At 60.4% G+C, this 12,439-nt stretch carries 12 protein-coding genes; 10 read left to right on the top strand and 2 right to left on the bottom strand.

From position 1 onward, the window contains the following. Positions 1-24: 24 nt before the first annotated feature. A complete protein-coding gene (locus CD58_RS14085) occupies positions 25-1,266 on the bottom strand; it encodes an OprD family porin (protein WP_025213639.1) in 1,242 nt (413 codons plus the stop codon). Between the two features lie 122 nt (positions 1,267-1,388). Then, on the bottom strand, positions 1,389-2,672 hold the full coding sequence (locus CD58_RS14080; RefSeq protein ID WP_162178168.1) for an MFS transporter: 1,284 nt from the start codon (positions 2,670-2,672) through the stop codon (positions 1,389-1,391). A gap of 254 nt (positions 2,673-2,926) precedes the next feature. Here CD58_RS14080 and CD58_RS14075 point away from each other — a divergent pair, with 254 nt between their 5' ends. The 10 genes from CD58_RS14075 (at position 2,927) to CD58_RS14030 (ending at position 12,439) form a co-directional block, all read left to right on the top strand. Then, entirely contained in the window at positions 2,927-3,874 is a 948-nt protein-coding gene (locus CD58_RS14075; protein ID WP_025213637.1) for a LysR family transcriptional regulator, read from the top strand. A 90-nt stretch (positions 3,875-3,964) separates the two neighbouring features. Beyond that, positions 3,965-4,768 (top strand): putative hydro-lyase, encoded by an 804-nt coding sequence (locus CD58_RS14070; protein WP_025213636.1) that lies wholly within the window; start codon positions 3,965-3,967, stop codon positions 4,766-4,768. A 40-nt stretch (positions 4,769-4,808) separates the two neighbouring features. Beyond that, positions 4,809-5,345 carry a hypothetical protein gene (locus CD58_RS14065; RefSeq protein WP_025213635.1) on the top strand — a complete coding sequence of 179 codons (537 nt, stop codon included), beginning with the start codon at positions 4,809-4,811 and terminating at the stop codon, positions 5,343-5,345. Between the two features lie 77 nt (positions 5,346-5,422). Then, a complete protein-coding gene (locus CD58_RS14060) occupies positions 5,423-6,343 on the top strand; it encodes a LysR family transcriptional regulator (protein WP_025213634.1) in 921 nt (306 codons plus the stop codon). Positions 6,344-6,447: 104 nt separating this feature from the next. Beyond that, entirely contained in the window at positions 6,448-7,209 is a 762-nt protein-coding gene (locus tag CD58_RS14055; protein ID WP_025213633.1) for a hypothetical protein, read from the top strand. Positions 7,210-7,211: 2 nt separating this feature from the next. After that, positions 7,212-8,087 carry a fatty acid desaturase family protein gene (locus CD58_RS14050; RefSeq protein ID WP_025213632.1) on the top strand — a complete coding sequence of 292 codons (876 nt, stop codon included), beginning with the start codon at positions 7,212-7,214 and terminating at the stop codon, positions 8,085-8,087. Between the two features lie 3 nt (positions 8,088-8,090). Beyond that, on the top strand, positions 8,091-8,843 hold the full coding sequence (locus CD58_RS14045; RefSeq protein ID WP_025213631.1) for a metal-dependent hydrolase: 753 nt from the start codon (positions 8,091-8,093) through the stop codon (positions 8,841-8,843). Between the two features lie 93 nt (positions 8,844-8,936). Beyond that, complete coding sequence (locus CD58_RS14040) at positions 8,937-10,316, top strand: UDP-glucose dehydrogenase family protein (RefSeq protein WP_025213630.1); 1,380 nt, start codon at positions 8,937-8,939, stop codon at positions 10,314-10,316. Between the two features lie 174 nt (positions 10,317-10,490). Further along, on the top strand, positions 10,491-11,198 hold the full coding sequence (locus CD58_RS14035; RefSeq protein ID WP_025213629.1) for an HPP family protein: 708 nt from the start codon (positions 10,491-10,493) through the stop codon (positions 11,196-11,198). 134 nt (positions 11,199-11,332) lie between these two features. Next, positions 11,333-12,439 carry an enoyl-CoA hydratase/isomerase family protein gene (locus tag CD58_RS14030; RefSeq protein ID WP_025213628.1) on the top strand — a complete coding sequence of 369 codons (1,107 nt, stop codon included), beginning with the start codon at positions 11,333-11,335 and terminating at the stop codon, positions 12,437-12,439.

The following is a 12,439-nucleotide window of genomic DNA, read 5'->3' as shown; positions in this document are numbered from 1 at the left end:
AACGAGTGGCGTTATTGAAAAACCTCACCAAAGCGCAACCGTATAACTGACGATCAACCGATTCTCATCCAGATCATTCCCAAAGTTCGAGCGCACCGAGGCATTGCGCCATTTGACACCCAACCCCTTCAACTTTCCGTCCTGCACTACATAGGCAATGTCAGTGTTACGTTCCCACTCCTTGCCCTCTCCCGGCGCGGCGCGTTGCACGTTGTCGCCTGAAATGTAGCGGGTCATGAAGGTCAACCCCGGCACGCCCAATGCCGCAAAGTTGTAGTCATAGCGGGCTTGCCAGGAACGTTCGTCGATGTTGGCGAAGTCGCCAATCTGCACGAAGTTGACCAGGTATGGATCGCTGCGACTGATATAGGGAAACGGATCGTCGCCACTCATGCGTTGATAGCCCAGGCCCAGCGCATGCCCACCGAGGCTGTAGGTAAACAGGGCGCCGAAGGCTTGGTTGTCGATATCACGGAAGTTGCCGTCTTCGGTACTGCGCGAATAGCGTACGTCGCTCTTGAGCGCCTGCCCTGCTCCCAGGTCCAGGGTGTGGACGAAGCCAAGGTAGTTTTGCTGGTAGATATTTTCCAGCTTGCCATATCGGTATTGCGCCGTGAGGTTCGGCAGGAACTGGTAGTCCGCGCCGGCGAACTGGAACTTGTCGCTGGTTCCGCCGATTCGGTTGGCGGTCATGTCCTGATAGTCGGTGGAGTCGACAAAGTTGATCTGGGTGAGTTGCCCGGCGGTCAGCTTCAAACGATCGATCTCCTGCACACTCAGCAGCCCACCCTTGAAGGTTCCTGGAAGCAGACGCGTATCGTTGGAACTCACCGCGGGGTCTTTGATTTGCAGCGTCCCCAACTTCAGGACGCTATTGGAGATGCGCGCCTTGGCGGTCAGGCCCAGTTCGCCATAGCGATCTTGAGAACCGCCGGACAAATCCGCGGGCAACAGATTGGTTCCCGCCGTGCCGCCACCGGAGTCCAGCTTGAAACCGGCCATGCCCAAGGCATCGAGGCCAAAACCCACGGTCCCGGCGGTGTATCCGGACTCGATCCGCAACAGAAAACCCTGTGCCCATTCTTCGGCCTTGTCCCGCGCACCTTCCTGACGGAAGTCGCGGTTGAAGTAGAAGTTGCGGGCTTCCAGGCTGCCTTTGCTGTCGGCGATGAAATCAGCCTGGGCACTCGGCACGCCGATGAGGCTCAAGCCGAGCAAGGTACCGACCGGGGTATAAACCCATGGCGTGGAGGTGAAACGTCGCATGATGTGCTCCTTTTATGGGCGCGAGCGAACCCGCTCGGGGGCGTTGCGATCGCGTCCGATGGTTGTTGTTTTTGGAAGGTTGTTGGCGACGCCTGGGCAATCGGCCCAGGCGTCTTGGACGGTCAGGATTCGAGCTGTCGACCGCGAGTCTCCGGCAAGCTCAACGCGGCCAGAATCACCACACCATAGGCGCCAGCGGCAAACACGCCGATCCCGGTACCGATCGGCAAGGTGTTGCTCAGCGCACCGATGAACAATGGGAACAGCGCTGCAATGGAACGCCCGGCGTTGTAACAGAACCCCTGCCCCGACCCACGCATACGGGTGGGAAACAGCTCGGTCAGGAATGCGCCCATGCCGGCGAAGATGCCTGAAGCAAAGAAGCCTAGTGGAAAGCCCAACCAGAGCATCCAAGTGTTATCGATGGGGAGTTGCGTATAGGCCAGGACGATGGCCATGGACCCGACAGCGAACAGGATGAAGTTCTTCTTGCGACCGATGGCATCGGTTAGCAACGCACTGGTCACGTAGCCGATGTAGGAACCGACGATCACCATCGCCAGATACCCCCCGGTGCCGAGAACACTCAGGCCGCGTTCGGTTTTCAGGTACGTCGGTAACCAGGTGGTGATCGCGTAGTAGCCGCCCAACGCGCCGGTGGTCAACAACGAGGCGCGCAACGTGGTGCTGAGCATCCGCGGCGCAAAGATCTCGAAAAACGCCCACCGCGAATCCTGCTCGGGCCTGGCGGTACGCTCGCGCACCGCGTGCTCAAACGTATCGGACTCCTTGACCAGCCGGCGAATCACCAGCACAAACAGCGCCGGAACCAACCCGATCATGAATAAAACTCGCCAGGCGTCTTCTGGTGGTAGAAAGCTGAACAGCCCGGCATAGAGCAGCGCCGTCAGTCCCCACCCCAGCGCCCAACCGGCCTGCACCATGCCCACTGCTTTACCGCGATCCTGTGAGCGAATCACCTCCCCGATCAACACCGCGCCCGCCGTCCATTCACCCCCAAAGCCAAAGCCCATCAAAGTCCGGGCTACCAGCAATTGCTCGTAGTTCTGCGCCAGCCCACACAAGAAGGTAAAAAATGCGAACCACAGCACCGTCAACTGCAGGGTTCGTACCCGGCCGATGCGGTCGGACAAGATCCCGGCGATCCAACCGCCCGCTGCCGAGGCAAGCAGCGTACAGGTGCCAATCAGCCCGGCATCGCCCTTGGAAATGCCCCAGGTCGCGATCAGGGTCGGAATGACAAAACTCAGCATTTGCGTATCCATGCCGTCCAGGGCATAGCCGATCTTGCAACTCCAGAAAGTGCGCTTTTCATTTTTCGACAAAGGGCCATACCAGCTGAACGGGCCGGTGCGGCCTGTCTCTGTCGGTACGCAGTCAGTCATGGTCTTTTCCATGGGAGGTTCCTGCGGCAGCAAGCGAAGATGACGGACACGCCTCGTTATTTTTTTGTGAAGGCGGTGTCGTTGGGGATGCAGACGCAGTGGCCTGCGTCGTGGAGAGGATTCTTTGCGGCGAATCCGGGCAGCGTCAAACGGGAAAAAAGCGAGATCGGACATAAGAAAATTTGATGCGTCCTGTGGCCCGATCTGGAGTAACAATTGCAAACATAAGAACCACACGCGCCAAGAGAGCCGCCATGAATCTCAAATTCCTCGAAACCTTCGTCTGGGTTGCCCGGCTGCAAAGCTTCAGTCTCACCGCCGAAAAAATGTTCAGCACCCAGGCCGCGATCTCCAGCCGGATCGCTTCGTTGGAAGAGGAATTGGGCCTGCGCCTGTTCGTGCGGGATTCGCGCGGGGTTTCGCTGACGCCTGAAGGCCTCAAGGTGCTCGACTACGCCGAACAGATGCTCGAAGTCCAACGTGCGTTGAAGCAGTCACTGGACACCACCAGCCCGCAGCAAGGCCTGGTGCGTATCGGCGTGATGGATACCGTGATTCACACCTGGCTCAGTCCGTTGATGTCGATGCTGATGCAGGCCTTCCCCAGCGTGGAAATCGAAATCACCGCCGACGCTGCGCGCAATCTCTGCGAGCAACTGCAAAAAGGTTACCTGGACATCGTGTTCCAGACTGACCTGATCCGCCACGAAAGCGTGCGTAACCTTGAGCTCGGGCACTATCCCATGCACTGGATCGCCGCCAGCCACTCGATCTATGCCCGGCCCTATGCGTCGCTGCTCGAGATGGCCAGCGAGCGTATCATCACCTTCGTCAAACACTCGCGACCTCATCAGGACGTGCTCAATCTGTTGTACGCCCATGGCGTCGGCGCGCCGCGGGTCAGTTGCGTCAACTCGGTCTCGGCCATGACCCGGCTGATACGCGACGGCTTTGGTATTGGCGCCTTGCCCGCCGCGCTGGTGGCCAAGCCCCTGGCCAGCGGCGAGTTGATCCAGCTCGAGCCCGGCACTGCCCTGCCCCAGCTGCATGTCGTGGCTTCGTGGCGCGCCGGCGTGGGCCTGGAGCTGATCGAGCGCATCGTTCAGATGAGTCGCCAGGTGGTGGGCCAATATGCCCTCGACGTCGGGCCGCAACGCATGGTGGCGGTGCCTGGCCTGAACAGTCCGCCGGCTCTGGAATAACTTTTAGTTGTGGGGGGTACCAATTTTCCTTGTTGGACGGCATTGCCACGCTTCTCTAAAAAAGACCTACGAACTTTTGGAGATGTCGTGATGAGTCAACCCGCCCTGTCCTTCGAACAATTGCAGCAGTGCGCCCCGCTCGCCCTGCGCCAACACATTGCCGCCGGCCAATACCAGGGCCATACCAGCGGCCTGGGCCAGGGTCGGGTACAAGCCAATATCGTGATTCTGCCCAGCGACTGGGCCAACGAGTTCCTGCGCTATTGCACCCTCAACCGCCAGGCGTGCCCGTTGCTCGACGTGACCGAGCCTGGGGATCCGTTTTTCCGTAACCTGGGCGCCCCCATCGATATCCGTCATGAGGTGCCTCAATACCGGGTTTATCGCCGCGGTGAGTTGACCGAGGAACCGCAGGACATCGAGCATCTGTGGCAAGACGACCTGGTGGCCTTCGCCCTTGGCTGCTCGTTCTCTTTTGAGCAACCCTTGCTGGAGGCAGGCATCCGTCTCAGGCACATTGATCTGGGACGCAACGTCGCGATGTTCCGGACCAACATCGACACACGCCCCACCGCTCGCCTGTCTGGCAAAATGGTGGTGACCATGCGGCCGATGAAAGCCGCCGCCGCCATCCAGGCGATCCAGATCACCGGCCGCATGCCCAATGTCCATGGCGCACCGGTCCATATCGGTGATCCGTCGCTGATTGGCATTCAGTCCCTGGACAAGCCGGATTACGGCGACGCCGTGCCCGTCGAAGCGGACGAGATCCCGGTGTTCTGGGCCTGCGGTGTGACGCCTCAATCGGTGGTCCAGGCCTCGCGCCCACCGCTGTGCATCACCCACGCCCCCGGCTGCATGTTGGTGACGGATTTATGGAACAGTGATTTGTAAGCCTCGGACGAGGCCGCGCTCAACTTGATAAGGACACCCGATGAATACGCCTCAGCTGTCGATTCAGCAGTACATAACCGCCAAGGACGGCAACCGCCCTCACCTGCTGGACCAGGCCTTCGCGGCGGAAGCCATTCTGGACATGATCGTGCGCACGGGTTCTATCTCGTTCCCCGACCACGTTGAAGGCCGCGCCGCCATTGGCGATGTGCTGGTCAGGCGCTTTGGCCAGACCTTCGAAAACGTCTACACGTTTTGCCTGGGAGCCCCACCGGCAACGGACGCCAACGTGTTCCAGTGCAAATGGCTGGTGGCGATGTCGGACAAGAACAGTGGTGAGGCTCGTGTCGGGTGTGGCGTGTATGACTGGCAGTTCGACCCGACGTCGAAACTGGCCGAGCGATTGACTATTACCATCGAACACATGAAAACCCTGCCGGCAACCGATCTGCCGGCGATTATGGCGTGGGTATCGAGGCTGGATTATCCATGGTGCAACACTGAAGCGACTGCGACCAACGTGCCGGATTCAAGCGAGCTTCACGATGTGATCCAGTATGTGACGGCCAGGGTGTAGCCCGCCGTCGCGGGCAACCTCGGTACATCATCTACGCTTTCAGCAACCCTCATGACTGCTTCAAGGAACCGACCTACGTGAACATCAAGTTTCTCGAAACCTTCGTCTGGGTCGCCCGCCTGAAGAGTTTTCGGCTCACCGCGGAAAAGCTGTTCACCACTCAGGCGTCCATTTCCAGCCGAATCGCGGCCCTGGAAGACGAAATGGGCGTGCGCCTGTTCGTGCGCGACTCCAAGGGTGTATCGCTGACCTCCGAAGGACAGCGGGTGCTGGAATACGCCGAGCGCATCATGGACACCGTGCAAGGCATGAAGGCGGTGATCAAGGACCCTCGCCAGGTGCGCGGCCGGATCCGCATTGGCGCAATGGATACGGTGATCCACACCTGGCTCAGTCCTTTGGTTACCCGCCTGATGGCGTGTTATCCGGCGTTGGAAATCGAGCTCTCGGCCGACACCGCGAGCAACCTGTGCTCACAACTGGAGAAAGGCTACCAGGACATCATTTTCCAGACCGACATCCTGCGCCTCGACAGCGTGCGCAACGCCCTGCTGACCCGCTACCCCATGCACTGGGTGGTGCGCACCGGCTCCGTGTACGACCGGCATTATGCGTCGCTGGAGGACCTGTCCCAGGAACGCATCGTGACCTTCTCGCGCAACTCGCGGCCCCACCAGGACATCCTCAACCTGCTGCACTCGGCCAACATTGTCTCGCCGCGCATCAATTGTGTGAACTCGGCATCGGCTATCACCCGCCTGGTTCGCGACGGCTTTGGCATTGGCGCCATGCCGGCGGCGTTGGTCCTGGGCGAGCTGGCCCAGGGCACACTGACCCTGGTGGACGGCGTGCCGCTGCCATCGGTGATGGATATCGTGGCCAGTTGGCGAACCGGCGCGGGAATGGAACGGGTGGAAGACATCGTCAGCCTGACCCGGGAGGTGGTCGGTGAGTTTGTGGCGGAACTGCCGGCCGGTTACCGGTTGGATGCGAATTAGGCGCCCCTCCTCATACATTCATTTTGTCATCAGCGCTTCACACAGATGCCATACGGTTGGCACCGCTAGATACAGTCCAATCCAGCCGGTGAGCCGTCAACCTGATGCAAGTATTTCTAAAAAAACAGACCTGCGAAGACCCGGACCCAGGGGGAAACGCACAAGCAATCCCCCGTGAAGGTGAAATCGACGTCCGGTTTCTGTCCCGTGCCGATGTGCCCTCGCTACTCGAACTCGAACAAAAAAAATGGACAGATGACCAGCGTGCCGACGCCGTCATGCTGGCCTCCCGAATCGCCGCATTCCCTGCCCTGAGCGTCGGAGCGTTTTGCCGCCGTACCGGCACCGCGCTGGCGTCGTTGTTCATGAAGCCCACCCGACACGAACTCATACGTCAGTGCCCAACCTGGGCAGACTGCGCGAGAAAACAGCAGGGTGATGATGCCATCAGGACGGGCACGTTGTTCGGCATCAGCTTGAGCAGCGTCGACCCGAGAGCAGCCAATGCGATTTTCGAGTTCTTCTGGCCCTACGCATTGAAACAGGGATGGTCGAACATCTATCTCGGCTCCCCCGTCCCGGGGCTGCGCAGCTGGCTTTCGAAAAACCCGGATATCACAGTCGCGCAGTATGTGCGTAGCGAGCGCCAGGGCCTGCCTCTGGATCCGCAGTTGCGGTATTACTTCAAGAAAGGTTTTCGCAAGATAGTCGCCATCAAGGACAACTACTTCCCCCATGAACCGTCGCTGGACGTCGGCGTGCTGATCTTGGGCAAAGTACCGCTGTCGGGGCTTTCGTTCATCTGGAAGAAAGTGCCGCTGCCCTGGCTGCAACGCATGAAAAAACTGATCTTCGTGTGCCTGTAACCATGCATAAGCACGCGGTGGCCCTGCCTTCATCAAGTTCCAACCTGCCCAGCTATCTGTTCCTGGCGCTGTGCGTCTTGAATACGGCTGCGATCGCCTGGCTGGCTGCGCGCGAGGCATTCGGATGGCTGGCCGCTGTTCCGTTGATGGTGGTCCAGGCGCTGCTGATGATCGGTGTCCAGGAGATCAAGCATCAAGGCGTGCATCGCCAGTTTCTCGTCGGCACGCGTCTCAACGATGCCGTGGGTGTCCTGGCGGCTGCGATTTTTGCCGCCAACTTCGTGGGCTACCGCTACTTTCACCTGGAACACCATCGCAAAACCTGCCAGATCGATGACCCCGAAGGGCTGATGTACCAACAGACATGGCCGACACGCCTGATCTGCCTGTTGGGTGCCGCCGAGCAACTGTGGGTGTCGATCTCCACCAACAGGATCTCCCGACACTACCTCCCCTCCCACGCCGTCTGGCGTTGGCGCTGGAACAATGCCCTGATCGTCGTTTTCGTTGCCGCGCTGGTGTTTGGCATCCATGAAGCACCTCGACAAGTCATATGCGCCTACGTGCTGCCCTATTGCCTGTTTTCCTGGCTGGATTTCTGGCTGACCCAGGCCGAGCACTATGGCGTATCGATTTCGACCGAAGGCCCGCGCCGCGCGCCTGCCGAGATCACCACAGACGTGTACCTGCCCAGCGTAGTCTCCTGGCTTGTCCTGCACCGCTCGCTGCATCGCACGCACCACCATGCGCCGGCGACCCGCTGGTTCCACGCCTTGTCTCAATCGAGGGCACTGACCAGGAACAAGCCAGGCGGCGTGACGGACCTGCCCACCTTCGTGACCACCTGGATGCAACTTGGTCCCCGACTCTGGAAGTAGACGATGAAAGACCCCCTGGGCGACGATGCCTCCTTCAAGCCCTTCTGGAACGACACGCCGATCAAGACTTACCTGTTCGACGCGTTCTCGGTCCTGCTACCTGCCGGCGAACAGTTCGTGATCTCGGTGGTGGAGAAATCCTCCGCGCAGTTGCAACAGACCTCGGCGCTTGCCGACGACTCACGCCGCTTTGTCGTCGAGGAACGAGCCCACCAGCGAGCCCATAGGCTCTACAACCAGCAGCTGGAGAAGCAAGGCTTTGAGGTCAAGCAGTACGAACTCGAGATCGAGAAGGATCTCGAAGCCCTGCAATCGAAATGGTCACTGCATGCGCAGTTGGCCTTGGCTGCGGCGTTCGAACATGTGACGGCGGTGATCTCCGGGGTTGCCTTGCGCAAGGGCGGCCTGCTCTCGACCAGGGAATCGTCACAGACGCGCCTCTGGCGTTGGCATTGCCAGGAAGAAGTCGCGCATCAGCACGTCACCACGGACTTGCTACGGGCACTGGGCGTCCCGTATTGGCAACGAATCCTCTATTTCCTGGCTGCATCGGCGCTCATGGCGTTCGATGTGCTTCGCCACCTGCACGGTTTCGCCCGCCTCGACATGGCCCGTGGTCGCGTCAGTGCCAGGGAAGTACGACGGGCAACAGGCAGCCTGCTGTTACGTGATGCCAGCAATCTGGTGTTGATGATGCTCGGTTGGGCGGCCTACTTCCTTCCACTGAAAACCAGGAAGGCCACGGACTGTAAGTGAACTGCAACATCCCCGACTTATTCTCGGTCCAGCGCACTGCGGCGAACCGCTGGTTGTGCCTGTCTGCCCACCCGCGAATCCAGGGAGCTCGTCATGAAAATCAGTGTATTCGGAAGTGGTTACGTCGGCTTGGTGCAAGCCGCCGTGTTGGCCGAAGTGGGCCATGACGTGGTGTGCATGGACATTGACGAGCAGAAAGTCGAAAGCCTGCGCCAGGGCCAGGTGAGTATTTACGAGCCCGGCCTGGCAGCGCTGGTGCGTGAAGGACTGGAAGCCGGACGATTGCACTTCACCAGTGACCCACAGCTTGCCGTGCAACATGGCCAGGTGCTGTTTATCGCGGTGGGCACACCTTCCAGGGAGGATGGGTCGGCCGATCTGTGCCAGGTCCTGGCGGTCGGTGAAGCAGTCGCCCGCTATCGCGAGCAACCGGTGCTCGTGGTGGAGAAGTCCACCGTGCCGGTCGGCACTGGCGACGTCCTTCGGGCCCACATCGACAAATGCCTGCTCAAGGCCGGTCGGCTGTTGCAGTTCGATATTGCCTCCAACCCGGAATTTCTCAAGGAAGGCTCGGCGGTCGCCGATTGCCGTCGCCCTGACCGCATCGTGATCGGCTGCGAGCGCGATGAGGTCCGTGAAATCATGCGCGACCTGTACGCACCGTTCAATCGCAACCACGACCGGGTGCTGTTCATGGACCTGCGCAGCGCCGAACTGACCAAATACGCCGCCAATGGCATGCTGGCGACGAAGATCAGCTTCATCAACCAGATCGCCGAACTGGCCGAACACCTGGGGGCCGACATCGAATCCGTGCGCCTGGGCATCGGCGCTGACTCGCGCATTGGCTATCACTTCATTTACCCGGGGTGCGGCTACGGCGGCTCGTGTTTTCCCAAGGACATGCGCGCCCTGATCCACACCGCCGAGCAGGCCCACTGTTCCAGCGACCTGCTGCAAGCGGTGGAAACCATCAACCAACGGCAGAAGCACAAGCTGTTCGAACGCATCAACGCGTTCTACAAGGGCGATCTGCGGGGCAGAACCTTTGCGCTCTGGGGCCTGGCCTTCAAGCCCAACACCGATGACATGCGCGATGCTCCGAGCCGCACGCTCCTGGAGTCGTTGTGGGCCGCCGGCGCCAGCGTGCGTGCCTTTGACCCGGAGGCGATGCAGCAGACCCAACTGCTCTATCCCAATGAGTCGAAGCTCTTGCTGATGGGCACGCCGGAATCGGTATTGCCGGGCGCCGATGCGCTGGTCATTTGCACCGAATGGCAGCCGTTCAAGGCGCCGGACTTTGACCTGATCCAGCAACGGCTCAAGGCACCGGTGATTTTCGATGGGCGCAACCTGTATGACCCGGAACGCATGGCCGACAAAGGGTTTAGCTATTTCCCGATGGGGCGCGGGCAATCGCGCGACCTGCCCATCGCCGCGCAAACCTGGTTCAAAGCGTCCAAAAGCGCGTGAAATCGCCTTACCTCAAAATAAATGCACTCAAGCAGCATTAATATGAATTTGTAAGCGAGGGGCGCGATCGTCACACTGTGCCTCGTTCCTCCCCCAATTGTTGGAACACTTAAAGGGCTTTCAGGGATCTTCCCGTAAGCCCCTTTTTTTGTTCGTTTTTTGGATCTTCGCTTAATGCTTGCTCGCTGGTTCCCCGCTGCTATCAATACCCGTCCTACCGAATGGAGTCGCGCCGCCATCGGCATGGCCCTGGGGACGATGTTCAGTGTCTGGCTCTGCAGCCAGGTCTATGGCCTCGAGGTGGCGCAACATCTGATTGGCCCTCTCGGCGCTTCCGCGGTGCTGTTGTTTGCCGTGTCTTCGGGGGCTCTCGCCCAACCCTGGTCGATTGTCGGCGGCTACCTGTGCGCATCTGTCGTGGCACTGCTGGTGGCCCATGTGCTGGGCCGCACGCTGGGCAGTGCGTGCCTGGCCGCTGGCATGGCGCTGGTGTTGATGTGCTGGCTGCGTTGCGTGCACCCTCCGGCGGGCGCCGTGGCGGCAACGCTGGTGCTGGCAGATTCCTCCATGATTGCCCTGGACTGGCAGGCCGTCGGTGCCGCCATGCTGGCCGGTTCCGCCCTGCTTGTCAGCGCGCTGGCCTACAACAACCTGACGCGGGTGCGTTATCCGAAACGGGCGGCTGAACCGATGGCCGTCATCCCTGCCGACCATCCCCCTGTCGACCGCCAGGCCATCACCCCCGAGGATTTGAAACTGGCTTTGGCGGAGATGGAGGCTTTCTTCGACGTAACCCCTGAAGATCTCGAGCAATTGATCCATATCAGCGAGCGCAACGCCAAGCGCCGGAGCATCACGGAGGTGCTGTCGGGTCGCGGTTGATCCTGTGGCTGCTATAAATATGCAGACAGGACCTGCACGTATCCCGGTTGTGCAATGCAAATTTGCGCTGTTACGATCCCGGCCCTATACGCGCAATGCAATTTATAAAGAACAGTAAAAGCAGGGAGTTAGCGATGACTGCTCAGGTTTCATCCCAAGCCGCAGGGACCGTCGAAACCATGGCCCGTGAGGTCTTGGTCGAAGTCCGCAACCATATCGGCCACTTGACCCTGAACCGCCCCGCCGGCCTCAATGCCCTGACCTTGGGCATGGTGCGCAGCTTGCAACAACAACTCGATAGCTGGGCCCTCAACCCACAGATCCACGCGGTGGTATTGCGCGGCGCCGGCGACAAGGCGTTTTGCGCGGGCGGCGATATCCGCTCGCTGTACGACAGCCACAAGCAGGGCGATACGCTGCATCAAGACTTTTTCGTCGAGGAGTACGCCCTCGACCTGACGATCCACCACTACCGCAAACCGGTTCTCGCCCTGCTGGACGGCTTCGTCCTGGGCGGCGGCATGGGACTGGCGCAAGGCGCCGACCTGCGGGTGGTGACCGAACGCAGCCGCCTGGGCATGCCGGAGGTCGGCATCGGTTACTTCCCGGACGTGGGTGGCAGTTACTTCCTGCCGCGCATTCCTGGCGAACTGGGTATCTACCTGGGCGTCAGCGGCGTGCAAATCCGCGCAGCCGACGCGTTGTATTGCGGCCTGGCCGACTGGTACCTGGACAGCCACAAACTCGAACAGCTCGACGCGCGCCTCGATCGGTTGGAGTGGCACGACACACCGCTCAAGGACCTGCAAAGCCTGCTGGCGAAACTCGGCATGCAGCAACTGCCCGCCCCGCCCCTGGCCGACCTGCGTCCGGTCATCGATCACTTTTTTGCCCTCCCCGACGTGCCGAGCATGGTCGAACAGCTGCGGCAGGTCACGGTCGCCAACAGCCATGAGTGGGCCGTCAAGACCGCCGACCTGCTGGAAACCCGTTCGCCCCTGGCGATGGCCGTGACCCTGGAAATGCTGCGGCGCGGGCGGCACCTGAGCCTGGAAGACTGTTTTGCCCTGGAGCTGCACCTGGACCGGCAATGGTTCGAACGCGGCGACCTGATCGAAGGCGTGCGCGCGTTGCTGATCGACAAAGACAAGAACCCGCGCTGGAACCCGCCGACCCTGGAGGCACTGGATGCCCTCCACGTGGCGAGTTTCTTCGACGGCTTCGACTACCACGGGAACTGA

Source organism: Pseudomonas brassicacearum (assembly GCF_000585995.1).
Taxonomy (GTDB): domain Bacteria; phylum Pseudomonadota; class Gammaproteobacteria; order Pseudomonadales; family Pseudomonadaceae; genus Aquipseudomonas; species Aquipseudomonas brassicacearum_A.
Note: the sequence above shows the minus strand (reverse complement) of the source record. Positions and strands in the feature narration are given on the sequence as shown.